The organism is Paenibacillus bovis, from assembly GCF_001421015.2.
GTDB classification, from domain to species: Bacteria; Bacillota; Bacilli; order Paenibacillales; family Paenibacillaceae; genus Saccharibacillus; species Saccharibacillus bovis.
The window spans coordinates 1,091,793-1,114,233 of sequence record NZ_CP013023.1 but is presented as its reverse complement, the minus strand read 5'-3'; the positions used below and the strand labels follow the sequence as shown (position 1 = coordinate 1,114,233).

The window sequence follows — 22,441 nt, the reverse complement described above, 5'->3', positions numbered from 1 at the left end:
CCTTGACTGAATATGGAATGTGGAATGTGAAATATAGAATATTAAAAGGCTACCCAAAACATCACATTGAATAAGCTAATGGGTTGCGCTATGCTGGAATATAATCATCCACCTTTTGAAAAAGGAGATCGTATTGTGCATCCGCTGATCAAGCATTATGTATGGGTTACACTGCTAACTTCGGCCATTGTTCCTGTCCTGCTCGTGATTATGGATAGAGATTCGGACACCGATCTGATCCATTTCGGCTGGGGAGACCTCATCGGAATAGTCATCTTCGCGATAATGACCAGCTGGAGCTTTATTCTGATCGGCGGAGGTCTGTTATCTGCACTACTTCGTTATTTTGTGGCACAACGGCTGGTACTGCCCCTTTTTCTGGCTATTGCACTGGTTCTATATGTAGTCTCTGTCTTGGCTGCACTAAATATACAAATTTTGCCGATTTATATAGCCGTATTCGGGCTGTTCGATGCACTGCTATATAGAAACAAAGACCAACGAATACAAAAAAGCACCGATACATGACTATAATGTATCGGTGCTTTTCCATTTATCATATTACCTGTTCACACGCTGGATACGACAAAAACAGAAGCACATCAAAACCATATTTTAATTCTCAATAAGTCTTTTCGCTTTAACCTCAATACGTTCAAATCATCTATCCAGAGTCGAAGCAAACCCAGTAAAACTACGGATTATTACATATAATCTTCTGTACGTTCTTATCCATTAATCTTTGTAAGTTCTTATCCGTTCTTTTATTTTACTGTCATAACCGGACATTCCGCATGCTGGATGACCTTATGACTCACACTGCCAAGGAACAATTCGGAAACTGCGCTTTTGCCACTTGTCCCCATAATGACCAGATCCATCTTTTCATCATTGGCAGCATCACAGATCACAGTCGCCGGATCACCGGTATGATAACGAACTTCATACTGTACACCTGTCGTATTCAAATACGTACGATACGGCTCGGTTACCGCATGTCCTTCTTCATCCAGACGTTCATCCACATCCACTCCCAGCGGCGGCTCTGCCACCATCATAACCGGATTGACATGCAGCACCGTCAGACGACTGTCTGCTTTCAAAGATTTCACCAGCTGCACCGCATGCTCCAATGCGCGCTGCGCATGCTCCGAACCATCTACCGCTACCAGTATACGCTCATACGCTGAACTTCCCTGTACTTCTGACATGATCTGTTCCTCCATTTCATCTATTGATATACAACTTCCCTGCACCAAGCGGAGCAAAGAGAATTCTGCCAATGACCGACATTTAAGCAGGGAGATCGACCACTATGTGGTCATTCCAGATCTCCCTGCTTAACCGGAGGGAATGGCAGAATCTCTTTGCGCAGCGGATGATGCAAACAAGCAAAATCAATGCCCGTGCGACACATCAATTCCCGCCAGATGACGACGACGTACCGCCAGCACGATAACCGCTACCAGCACCATCGCACCGCCAAAGTAGAACGGAGTTGCCGAGTTGTACCATTCTGCCAGTTTACCAGCCAGGAACGGCGATACCGCACCACCGAGGAAACGAACAAAGCTGTACGCTGCCGAAGCAACCGAACGTTCGACCGGAGCCGATTCCATGACCGCTGTAGTAATCAGCGTATTGTTGATACCAAGGAAAATACCGGCTACGATAACACCAATAATGACCAGTGTCGGTGAACCTGTCGCTGCACCTAGACCCATAAATACCAGATCCAGTGCGAACAGGGTAAGCATTACGCCCATTGAACCTGCCAGGTTAAAGCGCGCCTGCAGCTTCGGTGCCACAAATACGGAAGTGATCGCCAGCAGAATTCCCCAGCCAAAGAATACATAACCGAGACCATGCTCATCCAATCCCATTACATAAGGAGAATACGCCATCAGGGTAAAGAAACCAAAGTTATACAGAAAAGCAACAATCGCCAGCGTTTTCAGTGCCGGGAATTTCAGTGCGCGGAACGGGTCCGCCAGGGTGCTGCGTGTTTTTGGTTTTGGAATCTTGGGCAGCATCACCATAATAAAGATAAAACCGATCAGCATCAGTACACTAACACCGAAGAAAGGACCTCTCCAGGAGATCGAACCCAGCTCGCCGCCGAGCAGTGGGCCGACAGAGATACCAAGACCGAGTGCAGCTTCATACAAAATAATCGCTTTGGCTGTACCGGAAGTGGACAATCCGACGATAGCGGACAATGCAGTGGCGATGAACAGCGCGTTACCAAGTCCCCAACCACCGCGGAATCCGACGATTTGGCCGATCGTATTGGAATAACCACCAAGTGCCGAGAAAATAATAATCAGTACAACACCGCTGAGCAATGTCCATTTGACACCGATACGGCTGGATACGACACCGGTAATCAGCATTGCCAGACCGGTTACCAGATTATAGCTGGTAAATAGCAGAGATACCTGACTTGGCGTTGCGTTCAATTGACTCGCAATCGCCGGTAGAATAGGGTCAACCAAGCCCAGACCCATAAATGAAATAACACAGGCAAAAGCAACGGCCCATACGGCTTTGGGCTGGGATAACAATCCGCCCTGCTGTGGCAGCTGCTTTGCAGTCGCTGGTTTACTACTCATAATGAAAAACTCCTCCTTGATCCTGCTGATTCACATCAAAATCATTTTATTGTTTTGCTAAGTATTTAGAGACAAAAGGAAAAACCGGCTCCATCGGATACTCGGTGTGTGTAAAGAAAGCCTGTTTTAAAGAAAACAAAAATGAATGAACTGTACTTCAGAGACACTAATGTATCCATTGACATATTAACCACTAATCTGAAATCTATTCAGTCACTAACCAAATGACTGCTAAATCGTATCAATTCTCTACTTCACTGTTCAGCCTCGCCAGTCCATCGCGAACCTGCTCGCGCAGCTGTTCAGCTTCCGCCTTAAATGAATGAATTGTACGAATCTTCTCTTCCATCATCTCCAGCTGCTCACCCAGAGTCTGGTCAATCTGTTCCAGCTGATGTCGGCGTTCCTCATGATCAGTGATGCTGCGATAACGTTCCCGCTGACCTCTCAGCATCTCCACCACTTCGATATACCGCTGCAATTCCTGTAACGAGAATCCCAGCACATCGCGCGCGCTGATGATTTTCTTGAGCCGCTCGATATCTTCGCGTGTATACAGCCGGGTATTGCCATCACTCCGCTGCGGCGACACCAATCCGATCTCCTCATAATAACGAAGGGTGCGCTTGGTCAGATTGCACTCGGTAGCCACTTCATCAATTTTATAGAGTGTTATTGTGTCCACCTTCTCTTTATTTAATTATTTACATATCTTATATGAATATAATAGTACAATCTAACGTTAACGTCAACGTTATTAAGAAAATAAATAGATTTTTTCAGAAAAAAATGAAATTGTGGCAAGGCAGAAAACATTTTTATCCTGTTATTCTGAATGTTCCTCTGTTTCCTTAATGGAGTGCGCTTTGTATTTTGTTTCCGCAGACAGTTATGCTATGGTGAATAAGATCCTGAAAGCGAATACCAAATCTCATTCAGCAGGAGGAACCTATGAATATCACCAAATCACAGGCTTATATCGAACTGACAATTGCCAGCTGGGAAAATACATCCCTGGGCGCGACACTGGCCGAGATCGTCCGACGTCAAAGGCAGTACCAGAATGATTATGTAGAAGTGCATCAAGTCGTTGAACTATTCAAAACCGAGGACAAAGCTGATTTTCTGGTCATTCTGAATGTCATTCGTGATGTGGATAATCCTGGCGATCCTGTCCCTCAGGAGAGCTGATCAGACAGACTTGTACCAAAACAAAATAGTATTTCTATCCTTATATAAAATAAGGACCGATCTTAAAACCCTATGCGCGATAAATACACGGCATACACCATCAGAAGTTCTGAACATCTATAGGTATCGTCTCCATTGTGCCAAGACATAAAAAAGCCTCTGCTGCCCGGACAAGTCATTCTCCGGGTGCAGAGGCTTTGCTGTGAGCAGAAATGCTCCAGCTGCTTTTTCCAAGCAGTCGGTAAGCATTCCTGTTCTGTTTATTTATTGATCTTACTTATTGGATTTCTCAACAGCGTGGCCGCCAAATTCGTTACGCAGAGCAGCTACGACTTTACCTGTGAATGTATCGTTGTCCAGGGAACGGTAACGCATCAGCAGGGACAGCGCGATAACCGGCGTTGCCATTTGCAGATCCATAGCTTCTTCCACAGTCCATTTACCTTCACCGGAAGAGTGCATGATACCCTGGATTTCTTCCAGACGACCATCTTTGGCAAATGCATTTTCAGTCAGTTCCATCAGCCAAGAGCGGATAACGGAGCCATTGTTCCATACGCGTGCCACTTTTTCGTAGTTGAAGTCGTATGGGCTTTTCTCCAGAACTTCGAAGCCTTCACCGATTGCTGCCATCATACCGTACTCGATACCGTTGTGGACCATTTTCAGGTAGTGACCGCTGCCTGCTTCACCAGCATACAGATAGCCGTTTTCTACAGCTGTATCGCGGAAGATTGGTTCTACAACTTCCCAAGCTTCTTTGTCGCCACCAACCATGTAACAAGCACCGTTACGAGCACCGCTCATGCCGCCGGAAGTACCTGCGTCCATGTAACGAATGCCGCTTTTTTTCATTTCGTTGTAGCGACGGATGGATTCTTTGTAGTGGGAGTTCCCTGCTTCGATCACGATATCGTTCTCGGACAGCAGCGGAGCCACTTCAGCCAATACGGAATCTACTACGCCGTGAGGTACCATTACCCATACCACGCGTGGAGCTTCCAGTTTGCTAACCATTTCAGCGATTGTATCTGCACCTTGTGCACCCAGACCGGACAATTCTTTTACCGCTTCTTTGTTCAGGTCAAATGCAACCACTTCATGATTGTGATCCATCAGGTTTTGTCCCAGATTCATACCCATTTTGCCTAAGCCAATCAGTCCGATTTTCATTGTATAGTCCTCCGTGTTGTTGGGGATGTTGTATCCCTCTTTTTTTGGTCGTACTCTCTATCCACTGCAGCGAGTGCGGAACACTCACCCCGGACGCTTGTTTATGCGTCCGAATCTATTACCGCATTATGCATGGAGACACAAAGCGGTTTGACAAAGCCGGAAACCGGCTCTGAAAGCATGGAGAATACGCTCTGTCCATCATTAACCAGAGCGTATGCCACTCATTCAATTATATAAAGATCAATATACGCAATAGATAACTTAGCGTACAACTGCACTTTCTCTTACAGGTGCCGGAGCTTTGTCCCCCAGCCAGCGGAATCCTTGCTCTGCCAGCAGTGCATTCGATGCTTCCGGACCATAGGTACCCGATGCATAATCATGAACCGGCAGGCTGTTGTCTGCAAAAGCTTCCAGTATTGGCTGAATCCACTGCCAGGACAATTCTACTTCATCCCAGTGGGCAAAGAAAGTAGCGTCGCCGTTCAGGGCATCGCCGATCAGCAGCTCGTAAGCTTCAGGATCGTTGTCCGTACCCATTACAAACTCGGAAGTCATCGGCTCCAGCTGGCCGGTTTTGACATTGCGGCGGTTCAGCTGCAGCGTGATTTTTTCTTCCGGATTGATGCTGATAGTCAGCATATTCGGCTGACCGTCGCAATCCACGCAGATATCATTGTTTTGCATGGTGTTTTTGAATTCTACGACGATACGTGTAGATTTTTCTTTCATGCGTTTACCGGTACGAATGTAGAACGGTACGCCCTGCCAGGAGAAATCATCGACCCAGACGCGTGCAGCGACAAAAGTATCGGTGTTGGAGCCCAATTCGATCCCCGGCTCATCCTGGTAACCCTGTACTTCTTTGCCGTTCACTTCACCGGCAGTGTACTGGGCACGTACAAAGTGCTTGTGTGCATCTTCTTTGGAGATCGGACGCAGCGCTTTGGCGATATACTTTTTGTGTGTACGTACATCGTCGGCAGTATGACCGCCTGGCAGCGTCATCGCTGTCATCATCAGCACCTGCAGCATATGGTTTTGTACCATATCGCGGATGGCTCCGGTATGATCATAGTAACCGGCACGTTCTTCCACGCCTACCACTTCGGAAGCGGTAATCTGTACATTGGCGATGTGGCGGTTATTCCACAGCGACTGGATCACAGGATTCGCGGAAGTGAATGATTCCATATTTTGTACCATCGGTTTGCCCAGATAGTGGTCGATACGGAAAATCTCTTCTTCGGCAAAAGTTCTGCTCAGCTGTTCGTTCAGCTGACGTGCAGAAGCCAGATCATGACCAAATGGTTTCTCGATGATCAGACGCTTCCAGCCTGTGGTGTTACCGAGTCCGCTTGCTTTGATGTTATCAGCGATCATTTCAAAGAATTCCGGCGCAACAGACATGTAGAACATGCGGTTTTGCGGGATATTCAGTTCTGTCTCACGCTGTTCTACCAGCTTCAGCAGTTCCTGGTAGCCGGCCGTATCATTCACATTCAGAATGTGATAACGGATCGAACGCAGAAACGCATCCACTGTCTCACGCTCTTGCGGTGTATTACGGGAAAATTCCTGCAGTGCCTGTTCTACATAGGTTTGGAAAGTCGCATCATTGAATGATTTGCGTCCCAAACCGATAATGGAGAATGCTTCCGGCATCTTGCGATCAAGAAATAAATTATACAATGCAGGGAAGATTTTGCGTTTTGCCAAATCCCCTGTTGAACCGAACAATACAAATGTCATAGCTTCCATAATGGTTTCTCCTCCAAAATGTACCCCACCCGGTTCTCTATATGGCCTGGGTGTAAGTATTCAGACTTATTTCATGGGTATACTATACGGTTGATATAGCAACTATATCGGCAAAAAATAAACGAGCGACCCGTTATGTAGCTGCGTTTGGTAAACGGCAGCTGTATATCGAAGCCTCGTCATGAAGTCAATCTTTCATTGTGTCTCTTTTGTGACAGTCATTCTTTACAAAATTTACAATAGACCTTGTGTCGAACAATGTCAAGGGTAAAAATGAAAGTTTCACAATGAATATTACTTGTTGGCTAAATTATTTATCGGTAACTTTTGGCAGTTTGTGAATAGCTTCGTTGACAGCTATCTGTAAAAATGTTAGTCTAACGTCGATTAAAAGGTTGATATAGCAACTATAATACTACATGTATTGCCAAATACAAAATTATTTAAGGGTGAATACTCATGCCATATGACTTAGAAAATAGTTACACCGTATTCATTCGTGACGTTCATCTTGCGATTGCCGGATATATCAAAAATAAATTAGCTCCTTTCAATCTTGCTCCCGAGCAGACTTTTGTATTAATGCTGCTGTGGAAAAAGGACGGACTCGCTCAGAATGAAATCGGCGAGCGTCTGGGCAAGGATAAAACCAATATTACGCGCATGATCTCCAATCTGGAGAGCAAAGGGTTTATTCGCAAGATTACCTGTACCGATGATCGCCGCTGCTTCAAAATCTATCTAACTCCCGAAGGCGCACAGCTAGAGCAGGAAGTCGCTGTCATTATGAAAGAGATCAGCCTGGATCTGATGGACGGGATCTCTGATGACGAATTGATCGTGTTGCGAAGACTACTGAACAAGATCAAAGACAATGCACGCGTGAATGAAGCAGCAACAGCAGGCATCTCCGACTAATGATGATTAAGAAAGAAAACAAAGACGCCCAAAAGGCGTCTTTTTATTGTTATGCAGAATAAATCTTCCTTAGCAAAAATAACTCTTGATCAGCACAATAAAGCTTAATCAATCGAACCCAGTGTCCAAGCTCCATTTGGACCTTTTACAAAATAAAATACATAAGAAGCTTCGCTTACTTCTCCGGTATCGTTATCTGTCCGTTTCCCTTCTACAGGAACAACGATCCGTCCGGATTCCCTGTATGCCGGACTTACCCTGGTAAATTGTACATTATGCTCCAGCAGATAATCGTATCCATTTCCCAAGTCTTTGCCGATCGCTTGATGCAGCTGGTCTACATCCCGGCTTACTATAGCTGCCACAGATGCTTTGATCTGGGCTGCCATATCTTTATTTACAAGCGGATCGTTGAAATCATCCCAATCAATATTATCGGTATTCGGCTTGGCTTGTACCGCCTGCTTCTCGCTGCTGTTTTGCTCGGGCAGATCCGGTGTGGTTGGCTTGGAAGTAACAGCTGGCGTCTGGGAGGAATGAGGCGTAATCGTCTCTTCGGTGCAGCCGGCCAAGCAGACCGTTAACATCAGCGATGTAAAAACAAGAGTGATTTTGTGAATAATCAACACGTCCTCTCCATGCAGATAGATATTGTCGTACGCAGAAGGTGGTGCCGTATTATGATTTATCCTTGTACGAGCGGATAATCTGGATTGGCCCATTGGAGTTGAGCAGGATCATCTGCTCGGTCATTTCCTCCGGTGTATAGGGCATGCCGTTCTCCAGCCACCAGTGAATAATGCCTACATAGGCAGAGCTGATATAGCTGGCGATTACATCCTTGTGTACAGGCAGTTTGTCGTCATCCAGCTCGGCGAACTTCTCCTCATAGAATCGCGCAATATACCTTTTCATATACGATACAAAATTAAACATCGCCTTGCGCTCAAACATTACTTCAAAAAAACGCCGATAACGAATCATATACTCAAAAATGCGCCCCGCAATATAGCGCTGCAATTCGTCCACCGACTGTTCGAATGAACCTGCATCCCTCGCCTCGCCAAACAATTCATCCAGCATCCCGTCCGTAACTGCATACAGCAGATGGTCCTTGGTCTCATAATGCAGATAAAAGGTTTTGCGGTTCACGGTAGCCAGCTTGGTAATATCCTGAATCGTAATTTTGTCATACGGCTGCTCCTGCATCAGCTGCTTGAGTGCATCATGCAGCGCTTTCCTTGTGCGCACGACACGCGGATCGACGGTATGTTCTTTCATGGTCGCATCCTTTCTGTAAGCGATATTTCTCTATTTATTCGGTAGTTATGCCTACATTTATTACCCATCTGTGGCATAAACCTCACATCCAACAGTTCTGGTTATTGTAACATAACATTTCCTGCCTTATAATCCGATATATTGCGAGTGATCATATGTAAATAAATACAATTGCATCAAATATTTATTGAGGAGCTGACTATTCATGCTTAATGTACAACCACTCGTCCAGCAGCAGCGGACGTTCTTTTATACAGGCCAGACCAAAGACGTATCCTATCGTATGACTGCCCTGCGTCAATTGAGACAGGGTATTGAAAACTATCACCAACGTATTCTCGACGCACTGCGCGCCGATCTTAACAAATCCGAAGCCGAAGCCTACGGTTCGGAGATCCGCATCGTTATGGGCGAGATCGACTTTGCGCTGGAACATCTGGAGCAGTGGGCAGCACCTCGCCAGGTGCCGACTGCAGCAGCTCTGCCGGATGCGGTAAGCACCATTTATCCTGAACCTTACGGCGTGGCACTGATTATTGCGCCATGGAACTATCCGTTCCAGCTGGCATTCGGTCCACTGGTTGGTGCAATTGCAGCCGGTAACTGTGCGGTACTCAAGCCATCCGAGCTGACACCTGCCGTATCCAAATTGACCTACGATCTGATCCATGAATTGTTCCCGGAAGAATATATTGCTGTCGTAGAAGGCGAAGTAGAAGCCAGTACGGCGCTGCTCAAAGAGAAATTCGACTATATCTTCTTCACCGGCAGCACCGGCGTCGGCCGAATCGTGATGCGTGCAGCTGCAGAGCATCTGACTCCAGTAACCCTGGAACTAGGCGGCAAAAGCCCTAGCATCGTTCACCATGATGCCGATCTGAAGATTGCAGCGCAGCGCCTTGTACGCGGCAAGTTCCTCAATGCCGGTCAGACCTGCGTAGCGCCGGATTATCTGCTTGTCCACAAGGACGTACGCAGCCAGCTGCTGGAGTTGATCCAGGCAGAAATCAAGGACAAGCAGGGCGACGATGTACTGCAAAATCCGGATTTCCCGCATATCGTGAATACACGCAACTTTGACCGTCTGTCGGCTCTGATGGAAGGCGAAGAAGTGCTGATTGGCGGCCGCAGTGTACGTGATCAGCTGCTGATCGAGCCTACTCTCCTGGGCGGCATCGACTGGGATTCCCGGATTATGCAGGAAGAGATCTTCGGACCGATTCTGCCGGTGATTGAATATGACGACCTGAATCCTCTGCTGGACGAGATCGTAAGTCGTCCAAAACCGCTGGCATTGTACCTGTTTACCCAGGACGAACAACTGCAGGAGCAGGTGCTCAACACTGTATCCTTTGGCGGCGGATGTATCAATGACACGCTGTCCCATATGACTTCGCACTATCTGCCATTTGGCGGCGTAGGTGAAAGCGGCATGGGATCGTATCATGGACAACAGAGCTTTGAAGTATTCTCCCATCTGAAAAGTGTAATGAAACGCAACGCTTGAGTTGATCTTGCTAGTATCGCTTGTGGTTGATAAAGCGACAGTGTAGGGTAGCGTTTTATCTGATAGGCTAGACAGTGTTTATTGTTGGAGTGTGGGATCAAGGATATAGTGCGTCCATCGCTCCGACAAGGAATAGGGGCACGTCCTCCAGTGGAGCCTGGAAATTATGGAAGTAGGAAAAGGTTGATTTCCAGGCTCCAAGGTCGTCCTTTGCCCCTATTTCCTTCTCTCCGCTAAGTGCTGAGGCATCTTTGATGGCATTTGCATATTGCGTAATATGATATAGAAGTAAGACTAAACTGCAACTGCAACTGCAACTGCAACTGCAACTGCAACTGCAACTGCAACTGCAACTGCAACTGCAAAATAAGTGTAATAGACGGGCCGGGGCATGTCATGCTCTGGCCTGTTTTTTTGCATAGTATTTTATTTCGCAACACGGCTTTATTTCTAGGACTGATCGTTAGTTCAAACGCTTCCTTTATTGGATTATTTTTTATTGGATTATTTACTTGATTTTATAGACACTTTCTATTGAATTGAGGCATATGCCACATTTGGGAACCTCTTGTTTATTGAGCTTGGCTAATATTGGTTATATAATAATATGTATAAATTTACTTATCGAAGATTTGTGATTTTCTAAGCACTTTAAGTTCCTAAATATATCATTCCTTTCTATTTTCAATCATCGTGCTATTGAAATTTCTATATCACTGTACTTCTCAATTCTTAATTCCTTCATTATTTAATTGTTAGTTTCTATTGGAATGATGTAGATAATTAACAAAGATATCCTTAGACGAAACGCAGGAAAGGAAATAAGAGCAAAGGACGACCTTTAAGCCTGGAGATCCTCATTCCTTCCCACCATTAAAGGATCTCCAGGCTTAATCGGAGGACGTGCTCTTATTCCTTTCTGGAGTGAATGCTACTAAGCCCGACGCTACTAATCTTAGAGCCTACAATGAGTTCATACGATTACGATGAATCCTGCTACGTATGCCATTCCACCGTGTCATACTTTTACACTATCTTGGAAACGGAGTGAACCCTATGATATCCCAACATACGAATAACACCGAAACGGCAGCTCAGTTAAAAGAAAAAATCCGTCAGGCCGAACAGAATCGCGCGGATCATACAGAGTTTGATATTCATCATGAACTGGAACAGCTGCTGAACAGTATGGGATTATCCGCAGCCGACAGCGGCGGCCAGATTACTTTTACCGGCAAAGATCCTATTGTACCGAGCGTACTGCGCCTGGCCAGTTCGGCAGGTATCGGCATGGTCGCCAAATCGGTTGCTGCTGCCAAGCTATGGCGAATGCGCGGTGGCAAAGGGCAGGATATTTCGCTCGATCTGCGCCAGATTCTGCATCGTCTTTCTCCTTTTTATGATCGGAAATGGGAAAAGTTGAACGGCTATTCGCCAGCCAGTCCTTCCGATCCAAGTCAGGCACTGAAATTCGACTTTTACCAGACAAAGGATGGCAAATGGGTAATGCCGCTGGAGCCGTATCCAAAGCTGAAAATCAATACACTCAAACTGCTGAATTGCCCGGACACGCCGGAAGCGGTAGCTGCAGCCATTGCCCAGTGGGATTCTGCCGAACTGGAGGAAGCCGGACGTCGCGCCGGGATCGTCATGCCTGTCGCACGCACAGTCGAAGAGTTCCTGAGCGATCCGGTATCCGATGTGATCGCCGCCCAGCCGCTGATCGAGATTGAGAAGATTGGCGAGAGTGATCCCGAACCGTTGTCTACCGGCGCCTCTTCTCCTCTTGAAGGCATACGTGCGCTCGGTATGGGTCATGTCATCGCAGGTTCAGGAGTCGGACGTGCACTCGCACTGCATGGAGCGGATGTACTGAATATTTGGCGTCCGGGTGATTGGGAAGTAGATACGACCTATTACACTGCCAATGTGGGCATGCGCTCTTCGACGCTGGAGGTGGCAGATGAACAGGGCCAGGCCAAAATGCAGGAGCTGCTGCGCGACGCGGATATTTTCTTTGCCAATCGTCGCCCTACGTATCTGGAGCGCTTTGGTCTGAGTCCCGAACAAGCGGCTGCTGTACGTCCGGGTATTATTCATGTCTCGGTATCGCTCGGTGGCAATGAAGGCCCATGGGCAGACCGGATCGGATTCGACCAGACAGCCGGTACACTGACCGGCGTAATGTGTCTGGAAGGAACGCCGGACAAGCCGCAGCTGCCTGCGATTCTGGTCGTGAATGACTACATCATCTCATGGCTGGCTGCTGCCGGAGCAATGGCTGCACTGGCACGCCGCGCCGAGGAAGGCAGCAGCTACCGGGTGCATATTTCCCTGAGCCGGGTATCGCTATGGCTGATGTCGATGGGATTGTTTGATAAAGAGTTCGCTCACCGGACGGCGGGATCATCCGAAGAGCATCTTTATCTTGATCCGGAGTTGTTTACCGCAGATACGGTATGCGGACATTATCAGGGCGTGACGGATCAGGTGCATATGTCCGAGACACCGGGCGAGTACCGGACCGTGCTGGTACCCAGAGGATCATGTCCTCCGGAATGGCTGGAATAAATAGTATGGAATAAGTAAAGGAGAATCGATCTGGCTTGGAGCCGGATCAATTCTCCTTTTTTGTGTTTTATTCAGGCATTGGATTGGATTTCAACTGGCTGCTTGCAGTTTCTTTATATCTGTATCAATATGAACTTTCAATTGGCCTTTCATTGCAGCAGAACCGGAAGATACGGTAATACTGTAGGTACCGGATGCCAGCAGATCTGGAGTATAGATCAATATTATTTCAGGATATTTATAGATAATATATTTCAACTCGGCAAGTATATCCTTGTTATAAGAAACTTCTTTTTCATTTGATCATACCATATATGTATAATAATCTTGATACAAACAGCTACCTATATTGTAAATAGAACGATTGAACAAAGCCATAAAGATATACACTCCATTTATAGACAGGCAAACAGCAACTATCAAGCAGAAAGCCGCAATAAAAGAACCATCCTTTCCACATTTTTAAGATTTGGATAACCCTGCTCAAAAGAGATACCAGATTATGGTTCCACTCTAACCTTTCGGGGTAAAAATCGTTAGCCTTTACATAACAATTACAGGAGGAACATACATGCTGATCGAAGCCGTCTATCACCGTCCAAAATTGAACTGGGGTTATCCGTACGACCGCGAGACGATCCATCTGCGTCTGCGCACGAAAAAGCAGGACGTCAAGCAGGCCTGGGCAATCGCCGGTGACAAGTACATGTGGGAAAAATCCAAAGAATTGGTACCGATGAGTATTTTCGCTACCGATGATCTGTTCGATTACTGGGAATGTGCCGTTAAGCCGCCATACCGTCGTCTCAAGTATGGTTTCAAGTTGGCGGATGACCAGGAAGAAATCTGGATGGATGAAGACAAATTTGGCGCGGAAGAACCGCAGATGGATCGTCTGTTTGATATTCCTTTCATCAATCCGGTCGATGTATTCACTACGCCGGAATGGGTAAAAGACGCTGTGTTTTATCAGATTTTCCCGGAGCGCTTTGCCAATGGCGATACGTCCAACGATCCGGAAGGCACGCTGCCATGGGGCGGCAAGCCGGAGTGGAACAATTTCTTTGGCGGTGATCTGCAGGGCATTATCGATCATCTGGACCATCTGACCGAGCTGGGCGTGAACGCGATCTATCTGTGCCCTATTTTCAAAGCGACCACCAACCATAAATACGATACCGAAGATTATATGAAGATCGACCCGAGCTTTGGCGACGAAGAAACGCTCAAAAAGCTCGTCAACACCTGCCACAGCAAAGGCATCCGCGTGATGTTCGATGCGGTATTCAACCATTCCGGCAAAACGTTTGCTCCCTTCGTCGATGTACAGGAAAAAGGCGAAAATTCCAAGTACAAAGACTGGTTCCATGTACGCAAATTCCCGCTGGCAGTCGAAGACGGAATTCCAACGTACGATACGTTTGACTTTGAGCCGCTGATGCCCAAGCTGAATACCGAGAATCCGGAAGTTAAAGAATACCTGCTCGGCGTAGCCCGTTATTGGGCGGAAGAATACGGTATCGACGGCTGGCGTCTGGATGTAGCGGACGAGGTGGATCACCAGTTCTGGCGTGAATTCCGCCTGACCCTGAAAAATATCAATCCGGATATTTATATCCTCGGCGAGATCTGGCACGAATCGATTCCATGGCTGCAGGGCGACCAATTCGACTCGGTGATGAACTATCCTTTCAAAAATGCCGTGACCGATTTCTTCATTAAAGATGTAACCGATGCGCAGACGTTCTCCCATGCGATCGGCAACCAGATGTCCCGCTATCCGCGTCAGGTGGCGGAAGTAGCCTTTAACCTGATCGACAGCCATGATACGCCGCGCGCACTGACTGTCGCAGGCGGTGACAAAAACCGTCTCAAGCTGGCCGCGCTGTTCCAGATGACCTTTACCGGGGCCCCTTGTATCTATTATGGAGACGAGATCGGAATGGAAGGCGAAGGCGATCCGGATTGCCGCCGCTGCATGGTCTGGGAAAAAGAAGAACAGGATCGCGAGCTGTTCGCCTACTACCAGCAGATCATCGCTATGCGCAAGCAGTATCCGGCGCTCCGTCAGGGTACATTCCGTTTCCTGCATTCCCGCAAGGGCAGCAACGAGCTGGTCTACGAACGATTTGATGAGCAGGAGAAATTCATTATTGCGCTCAACAGCTCCAGTGAACCAATCGATATTGAGATTGATATCAAAGGAACACACTGGGAAGATGTGCTGGAAAATCGCGAAGTGGAGCTGGAAGGCGGTATTCTGAAATACCAGCTTCCTGCCTATGGATACCAGGTGCTGCGCTGTCTGGACAAGGACAAAAAGCCACAGCAAACCGGCTGAGTAATCTACTGCCATGAGTAACCTATACACACTGACAGATCATCCATTTGTCTATCAACTAGACGACTGCGTATCCTGTCAGCAAGCGCCTCTTCTGTCCGCAGACGAGGCGCTTTTCCTGTGTACATTCGCCCGGTTAATTCTCTTGGTTAAACGGTGGATTTGTGCTATATTAATACTTCGTGCCATTTCTCCCCATGTTGTTGGGGACGTTCACTGCTGTGTCTCATTCTGCTGAATGGCAGGGATTGATAGGCAGGAATGCTGCCGATTACAGTTGAATCATTTCGTTTACATAATAAACAAGCTTGTTATGTTATCCCTATGCTGATATGCCGATATTATTCTGGCATGATATAGATTGCAGGAGGCCATAGTAATGAGTAGAACTCTTAATTCATCCATGCTTGCAGCCTGGGCCAGTCTGGTCAGTAATATTATCCTGACCCTGCTCAAGCTGATCGTCGGTGTACTGTTCAACAGTCAGGTATTGATTGCGGACGGTATTCATAATGCAGGCGATGTGATCGCTTCGGCGACAGCGCTCGGCTCCATGCGCATCTCGTCCATGCCGCCCGATGAAGACCATCCGTATGGTCACGGCAAAGCCGAGGTCGTCGGAGCCAGCGTAGTAGCCGGTATCCTGCTGATTGCGGCGTTATACATCGGTTATCATTCGTTTATGCTGCTGTTCGAGCCACCTTCACAGCCGCATATTATTGCGCTGATCGCCGCATTTATTTCTCTGGTCTGGAAATTGGTACTGTATGTATACACGATGCGGATCGGACGCGAGACCAACAGCAAAGGCCTAATCGCGACAGCACAGGATCATCTGGCAGACGTATATGCCTCGGCAGCTGCCTGTGCCGGTATCGGTCTGGGTCTGATTGGTGAAGCGTACGGCTGGTCGTTGCTCTCGTATGGTGATCCGCTCGCCGGTATGATCGTCGCCCTGCTGATTCTCAAACTGGCTTATGAGACCGGACGCGACTCTATCGATATCCTGATGGAGAAAGCGGTTCATCCCGAGAAGATCGAAGCCTATGCTGCTGTGCTCAAAAATATGCCGGAAGTCAAACGAATCGACCGTATCCGTGCCCGTGAGCATGGTCAATATATTGTAGTCGATGTGCGAATCGGCGTAGACGCGACACTAACGATCCAGCAGGGACATGATATCTCACGAGTCATGAAGAAAAATATCATGACTGCGGATACACAAGTCACCGAAGTTCTCGTCCACCTGAACCCATGGTATGCCGGCGAGGAACCGGAGCATGAAGTAACCGTGGAATTCGATTCCAGAAAACCGCTGTAACGGCCTGAAACGACGCAATATCCTGCCGTTCTGTCTGGAACGGTGATAGCTATACCTGTTCCTGCTCATCGTTCCTGAAAAGTGCTTGTTATTTTCCTTCTCCACAATCTTTTGCTTCTATATAAAGTAAAAAAACATAAAATAAAAGCCTTAATAAAATGTCTTGCCGCCAGTCCGTTGTCCAGGACTGACAGCAAGGCATTTTGTGTGAAATCAATATTCCGGCTAACCATACAGCAGATGATTACGCCCACGGAGGTTGTTCTTTGCAAGCAAATTGCAGTTTCTTTTAGCCAATTCGAGCCGGACTGTTCTGGACGACCTCCAGCCATCGCTTCGCCAGCAGCCCGTGACCGGCAGTTGTTGGATGGATACCATCCCATATCCAGTACGAAGCAGGCGCTACTGCACAGGCATCGTCAAAAACATCCTGCAACGGGACGAAGACGGCATTGAATTCCTTTGCCAGTCTCCGTACCACTGCCGCGCAGTCTGCTGCCGCCGCTTGCCAGCCGCCCCAATCTGCATCGGTATGTCCGCCTCGCAAAATGAACGGCTCGCATAGTATCCATTGAACTTCCGGCAGCTCTGACTGCGTATGCTGCAATAGATGACGATAGACGTTTTCATACGCTATTTTATCGAAGCCTCCCGGCTTCATTATCGACATCAGGATATCATTAACACCAATCAGGATACTGATGATATCCGGCTGCAGCTGGAGGGTATCTTCGTTCCAGCGAGCCTGCAGATCGGTAATACGATTACCGCTGATCCCCCGATTCAGGAATTCCGGCTGGGTTGGTGCCATCGCATGTCCCAATTCAGCCGCAATCCAGAATGCATAACCATGGCCCATAATATGATTGGGATCGGCGTCACGTCCACGATTACCATCCGTAATCGAATCCCCCTGAAACAAAACTCGCTGCTGATTATGTATCTGATTTTTGTTCACCTATTCTATCCCCTTTCTGCAACGTATTTTCCTGATCTGCTTCATAAAATATATTCGGTACTAGCCTCTATTCTCCTATCTGTTGCCTATTTTCATGGTTGCCGGATATTTATATCTTTTACTTACCCTAAAAATGTTTAGACAAGTTTTGTTCCGGTTTAATGGATGAAGTAATCAGTGTGCAATATGCTGGCATTATCCATCTGAAATTTATTTTCCAGTGTTCCTTTTGTCACTATTTGTCGCATCCTACCAACCAATAATGATCTGGATGACCTACAAGAAACGGTTATTTCCAGACCTCCTCTTTGTTACGAAAAAGGAACTTTTCCTATCTGGTGACATACCCATTTCTGTTCTTTCTTTACCTTTGTCCCTTATGGATAAAGGACAAATCAAGGCATCTTTCCGTTGATCTCCACCCCTCAGAAGCTTAAACTTTTAAGTATAACAACTAGTTCTATTTTCTCACACCGCTTTCATGATATCGTTTTCAATCGGAATTTGGAGAGGAGGCTGTCGATTTTGGAGAAGCTGACCGCACGGCTCACGATGATGCTGCAGTTTCTGGTCGGTTCCCATGGAGAGTATATTACAATCCGTGACCTATCAGATCATCTGGATGTGAGTGAGAAAACGGTCAAGCGTGAATTGCCGGCTGCCGAAGAGTGGCTGCGCAAGCACAAGCTGAAGCTGCTTCGCAAACCGGGTACGGGACTTGCCCTGGAAGGCAGTGAATCCGACTTTGCCAGTACACAGCGTGAACTGGAAGAACAGACACCCCGGAAAGACTATACCCGCGAAGAACGGCATTACTTCATTATCAGCGAGCTTCTCCTGTCCAAAGAACCGATTAAACTATATTCGTTTGCATCCCAGTTCAAAGTAACGGAAGGCACACTGAGTAATGATCTCGACCGAATTGAACAGTGGTTGTCCTCTTTTGGCATTACACTGGTTCGCAAACCGGGGCTTGGCATCTATGTCGAAGGCACCGAGAGTCATATCCGCTCTGCATTGATTCATCTGTTATACGAGAGTGTCGATGAATACCAGCTGAATCATCTGGTACGCGAGCCACTGGCTGTCGATGAAGAAGCCGGACGTGTCCAGTTCCATATTCGCAATCGATTGTTGAATCTGGTCGATGACGGAATGATGGACCAGCTCCAGCAGTATCTCAGCGATCTGGAACGAGATACCCGTATCAAGCTGACCGATAGCGCATACATCGGTCTGACTGTACATCTGGCACTGGCGATTGAGCGCATCCGGCGCGGACAGCGCATTGTAATCGCGCCCCGTATCCTGGATGAGCTCAAGCAGCTCAGTGAATTCCAGACGGCTCGTAAACTGGCGGAACGTCTGGAGCAATCTTTTGACATTGCGATTCCTGAAGATGAAATGGGTTATATCACCATGCATCTCAAAGGAGCCGAGACTCGCCTCAATGCCGAATCAGACCCGTATTACGAGCATGTCAGCTTTGAACTGGTCAAGCTGGCGCGGGATATTCTCAAAATGGCCGAGTCCGAGACCGGATTTGAACTCAAAGGCAACAGCAAACTGTTCGCCGGATTTATCAACCATCTCGGTCCGGCAATTGAGCGGCTCCGTCTGGGACTCGATATTCGCAATCCACTGCTGACTCAGATCAAAGAGCAGTACGGGCCGACTTTTGAGATTGCGCGCAAATGCTCCCGGCTGCTCGGTGAATTCACTCACCGGGAAGTGCCGGAGGCCGAAATTGGCTATCTGGCCATGCATATCGGCGCCATGTCCGAATACGCAGCCGCCCAGCGCAAGCCGGTCAAAGCAATTATCGCCTGCGCAAGCGGACTGGGAACATCCAGCCTGCTTTCGATCAGGGTCAAGCGGGAATTCCCGTCCCTGCAGATTATTGATGTAGTCTCTTCCGCAGAAGCCGTCAAGCTGGAGAACCGGGCAGATATTATTATCTCTACCGTCGAAGTCGACAGCCAGCTGCCGACTGTTCGTGTCTCTCCCCTGCTCTCACCGGAAGATATCCGCGATATCCGCAGTGCTGTCTCCCGGCTGGAAGTGAGCGCAGAGCATAGTCATATGGATTCGGTAGCTGCCGATCCGGCTACACGCCTGACCGATACACTCGGCAATCATAAAGAAACACTGACCGGTATTCTCGATCTGACAGCCGGGCTGGTGATCAAGGATCAATTCCCGGTCTCCTCTGTCTCTGATCTGATCCACCGGATCGCCGGTATGTTTACCGCTTCCGCCGAACGCTCCAGCATTCTGGAACAGGAGCTGCATGAACGTGAACGTATGGGCGAGACGGTACTGTCACAGGACGGACTGATCCTGCTTCACTGCCGATCCAGTGTAGTAAACAAGCTGTTCCTCGGCATTATCCGGTTCAGCGAACCAATCTCGGCAGTTAGCAGTCCAACCGAACTGTATGCCGCTATCGTGCTGCTTGCCCCGAGGGACAGCAGCAAAGCCTATCTTGAAGCCGTAAACGAAGTCAGTAAATCGCTGATCGACCGTCCCGGCTTTGTTACCCGGCTGGTCTCCGATCCCCCTGCCGGACTTCAGGCAGAGATCTCCAGCATGATGAAAGATCTGTACACACGCAAAATAGAACAATATATGATGGAGGTCGAACAATTATGAGCACTGTAAATGCTTCTGCTCGCGAGAAAAAAAGCGCCAGAGACCGCGTCCAGGCATTCGGACGTTTCCTGAGCGCCATGATCATGCCAAATATCGGCGCATTTATCGCCTGGGGTCTGTTGACTGCCCTGTTTATTCCAACAGGCTACCTGCCTAATGCCAATTTTAATGAACTGGTAAGTCCAATGATCACTTACCTGCTTCCGCTGCTCATCGCTTATAGCGGTGGTAAGCTGGTTCATGATCATCGTGGTGGTGTGCTTGGTGCCATCGCTGCAATGGGTACCATCGTTGGTGCCGATATTCCAATGCTGATTGGTGCCATGATTATGGGTCCACTCGGTGGTTGGGTAATCAAACAATTCGACAGAATGATCGAAGGTAAAATCAAATCCGGTTTTGAAATGCTCGTTAATAACTTCTCTGCCGGTATTATTGGTATGTTGCTCGCCCTTCTCGGCTATGTAGGCATCGCACCACTCGTTGAAGTATTTACGCATATCCTGACAGTTGGCGTAAACTTCCTGGTTAACCATGGTTTGCTGCCACTCGTATCCATCTTTGTAGAGCCTGGTAAAATCCTGTTCCTGAACAACGCAATCAACCATGGTATCTTCACACCACTCGGTGCACAGCAGCAGCTGGTAGATGGCAAATCCATCTTCTACCTGCTGGAAGCCAACCCTGGTCCTGGTCTGGGTGTATTGCTTGCGTACTGGATTTTCGCTAAAGGCAGCATTAAAGCATCTGCGCCGGGTGCCATTTTGATCCAGTTTGTAGGTGGTATCCATGAAATCTACTTCCCATATGTTCTGATGAGACCACTGCTGTTCATCTCCGTTATTCTCGGTGGTATGGCTGGTGTATTCACCAACGTAGTTCTGCAAAACGGTCTCACAGGCGCTGCTTCGCCTGGTAGCATTATTGCCATTCTCGGTCTGGCTCCAAAAGGCGAGCATCTTCAAGTACTGGCTGGCGTAGTTGCTGCTACACTTGTATCGTTTCTGTTCTCTGCTCTTGTACTGCGTAGATCTCCTGCAGGTGAAGGCGATCTGGAAAAAGCACAATCCGCTTCCAAAAACATGAAATCCGGCGGCAATGCCGGTCCAGCCCTGACGACTTCTGCTGATCTGCAAACCGGTGAAGTTCGCAAAATCGTATTTGCCTGTGATGCAGGTATGGGTTCAAGCGCCATGGGTGCTTCTTCTTTCCGCAAGAAAGTACAGCAAGCCGGTCTGCCGATTCAGGTAACCAACTCTGCGGTTGACGCGATCCCTGGGGATGCCGATATCGTCGTAACCCAGCAGAACCTGACCAGCCGTGCACGCGGCAAAGCGCCTAATGCACAGCATGTATCGATCGACAACTTTATCAATAATCCGATCTATGATGAAATGATCACCAAGCTCAAAGACGCTGCCGCAGGTAATGCAGGCTCTTCCATTCCTGATGAAGCTGCTGGCGTTAAAAAAGAAGTGAGTGAAGTACTGAGTCACAATGCTCCGCATGTGGTAGAAGATACGAAGGATGGCGTACCAACTTCCGGTTCCGGTGTACTGCGCAAAGAAAACATCGTACTCGGTCTCGCCAGCGAACCGAAAGAAGACGCGATCCGCAGAGCGGGTGAGTTACTCGCCGCTTCCGGTTATGTGAAGCCTGATTATATCGCTGCTATGCACGAGCGTGAGAAAGTTGCTTCCACTTATATTGGTAACGGTGTCGCTATTCCTCACGGTGTCGGCGAAGCGAAGAAACAAATTCAAACATCCGGTATCGTTGTTCTCCAGTATCCGAATGGCGTTGAATTCGAAGGCGGCAAAGCGTATCTGGTTATCGGTATTGCCGGTGCGGGCGGTGAGCATCTGCAGATCCTGACCAAGATTGCCGAGACGATCGAAGACGAATCTGTCGTTCATCATCTGGCCAAAGTAACAGATGCCAACGAAATCTATCGTACGTTCTCTATCTAATCAAACAAGCTTCTCATGGTTAAATCAGCAGCGAATCAGCTGCTGATTTAACCTGTTTATCCATATTCCTGCCCGTAGACGATGTGTGTACGGGCATCTATTTACGGCTGCTGCCCTTTTGCCCATGATGATTGAAAGCCAATATCCGGCTATCTGAATCTTGCTGCAAACTGGCAGCAAGC

The 22,441-nt window shown here is 47.9% G+C and carries 18 protein-coding genes; 9 read left to right on the top strand and 9 right to left on the bottom strand.

Features of this window, described 5'->3' with window-relative positions; all coding sequences use genetic code 11:
* The first annotated feature begins 66 nt into the window (after window positions 1-66).
* Entirely contained in the window at window positions 67-528 is a 462-nt protein-coding gene (locus AR543_RS04765; protein WP_158523929.1) for a hypothetical protein, read from the top strand.
* Window positions 529-764: 236 nt separating this feature from the next.
* Here AR543_RS04765 and AR543_RS04760 read toward each other — a convergent pair whose 3' ends face one another.
* From AR543_RS04760 to AR543_RS04750, 3 genes are all read right to left on the bottom strand, one after another.
* Entirely contained in the window at window positions 765-1,211 is a 447-nt protein-coding gene (locus AR543_RS04760; protein ID WP_060532275.1) for a universal stress protein, read from the bottom strand.
* Window positions 1,212-1,397: 186 nt separating this feature from the next.
* Window positions 1,398-2,612: an MFS transporter gene (locus AR543_RS04755; RefSeq protein WP_060532273.1), complete on the bottom strand. Its 1,215-nt coding sequence runs from the start codon at window positions 2,610-2,612 to the stop codon at window positions 1,398-1,400.
* A 241-nt stretch (window positions 2,613-2,853) separates the two neighbouring features.
* Entirely contained in the window at window positions 2,854-3,288 is a 435-nt protein-coding gene (locus AR543_RS04750; RefSeq protein WP_060536639.1) for a MerR family transcriptional regulator, read from the bottom strand.
* A 275-nt stretch (window positions 3,289-3,563) separates the two neighbouring features.
* On the opposite strand from AR543_RS04750, the gene AR543_RS04745 reads away from it, so the two are divergent.
* The gene (locus AR543_RS04745; protein ID WP_060532271.1) at window positions 3,564-3,803 is read left to right on the top strand and encodes a hypothetical protein; all 240 of its coding nucleotides are present in this window, start codon (window positions 3,564-3,566) and stop codon (window positions 3,801-3,803) included.
* Between the two features lie 273 nt (window positions 3,804-4,076).
* On the opposite strand, the gene gnd is transcribed toward AR543_RS04745, so the two are convergent.
* Both gnd and zwf read right to left on the bottom strand, forming a co-directional pair.
* Window positions 4,077-4,976 carry a phosphogluconate dehydrogenase (NAD(+)-dependent, decarboxylating) gene (gnd, locus tag AR543_RS04740; protein ID WP_060532269.1) on the bottom strand — a complete coding sequence of 300 codons (900 nt, stop codon included), beginning with the start codon at window positions 4,974-4,976 and terminating at the stop codon, window positions 4,077-4,079.
* A 264-nt stretch (window positions 4,977-5,240) separates the two neighbouring features.
* Window positions 5,241-6,740, bottom strand: coding sequence for a glucose-6-phosphate dehydrogenase (zwf, locus tag AR543_RS04735; RefSeq protein ID WP_060532267.1), 1,500 nt, complete (start codon window positions 6,738-6,740; stop codon window positions 5,241-5,243).
* 459 nt (window positions 6,741-7,199) lie between these two features.
* On the opposite strand from zwf, the gene AR543_RS04730 reads away from it, so the two are divergent.
* Window positions 7,200-7,658, top strand: coding sequence for a MarR family winged helix-turn-helix transcriptional regulator (locus AR543_RS04730; RefSeq protein ID WP_060532266.1), 459 nt, complete (start codon window positions 7,200-7,202; stop codon window positions 7,656-7,658).
* A gap of 104 nt (window positions 7,659-7,762) precedes the next feature.
* Here the strand turns inward: AR543_RS04730 and AR543_RS04725 are convergent, their stop codons facing one another.
* Together AR543_RS04725 and AR543_RS04720 are read right to left on the bottom strand one after the other, a co-directional pair.
* Window positions 7,763-8,284, bottom strand: a complete 522-nt coding sequence (locus tag AR543_RS04725) for a hypothetical protein (RefSeq protein ID WP_060532264.1) — start codon at window positions 8,282-8,284, stop codon at window positions 7,763-7,765.
* A gap of 52 nt (window positions 8,285-8,336) precedes the next feature.
* Entirely contained in the window at window positions 8,337-8,939 is a 603-nt protein-coding gene (locus tag AR543_RS04720) for a TetR/AcrR family transcriptional regulator (RefSeq protein ID WP_060532262.1), read from the bottom strand.
* A gap of 205 nt (window positions 8,940-9,144) precedes the next feature.
* Between AR543_RS04720 and AR543_RS04715 the strand changes: the two genes are divergently transcribed.
* Window positions 9,145-10,446 (top strand): aldehyde dehydrogenase, encoded by a 1,302-nt coding sequence (locus tag AR543_RS04715; protein WP_060532260.1) that lies wholly within the window; start codon window positions 9,145-9,147, stop codon window positions 10,444-10,446.
* Window positions 10,447-11,502: 1,056 nt separating this feature from the next.
* Entirely contained in the window at window positions 11,503-13,017 is a 1,515-nt protein-coding gene (locus AR543_RS04705) for a CoA transferase (protein WP_082472119.1), read from the top strand.
* Between the two features lie 90 nt (window positions 13,018-13,107).
* Here the strand turns inward: AR543_RS04705 and AR543_RS24870 are convergent, their stop codons facing one another.
* Complete coding sequence (locus AR543_RS24870) at window positions 13,108-13,239, bottom strand: hypothetical protein (protein ID WP_257790510.1); 132 nt, start codon at window positions 13,237-13,239, stop codon at window positions 13,108-13,110.
* A gap of 349 nt (window positions 13,240-13,588) precedes the next feature.
* Between AR543_RS24870 and AR543_RS04700 the strand changes: the two genes are divergently transcribed.
* Entirely contained in the window at window positions 13,589-15,358 is a 1,770-nt protein-coding gene (locus AR543_RS04700; protein WP_060532258.1) for an alpha-glycosidase, read from the top strand.
* Between the two features lie 379 nt (window positions 15,359-15,737).
* The gene (locus AR543_RS04695; RefSeq protein ID WP_060532256.1) at window positions 15,738-16,679 is read left to right on the top strand and encodes a cation diffusion facilitator family transporter; all 942 of its coding nucleotides are present in this window, start codon (window positions 15,738-15,740) and stop codon (window positions 16,677-16,679) included.
* A 289-nt stretch (window positions 16,680-16,968) separates the two neighbouring features.
* On the opposite strand, the gene AR543_RS04690 is transcribed toward AR543_RS04695, so the two are convergent.
* The gene (locus AR543_RS04690) at window positions 16,969-17,637 is read right to left on the bottom strand and encodes an SGNH/GDSL hydrolase family protein (RefSeq protein WP_174703727.1); all 669 of its coding nucleotides are present in this window, start codon (window positions 17,635-17,637) and stop codon (window positions 16,969-16,971) included.
* A gap of 525 nt (window positions 17,638-18,162) precedes the next feature.
* Between AR543_RS04690 and AR543_RS04685 the strand changes: the two genes are divergently transcribed.
* Window positions 18,163-20,289 carry a BglG family transcription antiterminator gene (locus AR543_RS04685; protein ID WP_060532254.1) on the top strand — a complete coding sequence of 709 codons (2,127 nt, stop codon included), beginning with the start codon at window positions 18,163-18,165 and terminating at the stop codon, window positions 20,287-20,289.
* On the top strand, window positions 20,286-22,259 hold the full coding sequence (locus tag AR543_RS04680) for a PTS mannitol transporter subunit IICBA (protein WP_060532252.1): 1,974 nt from the start codon (window positions 20,286-20,288) through the stop codon (window positions 22,257-22,259). Before AR543_RS04685 ends, AR543_RS04680 begins: the two co-directional genes overlap by 4 nt.
* Window positions 22,260-22,441 lie beyond the last annotated feature (182 nt).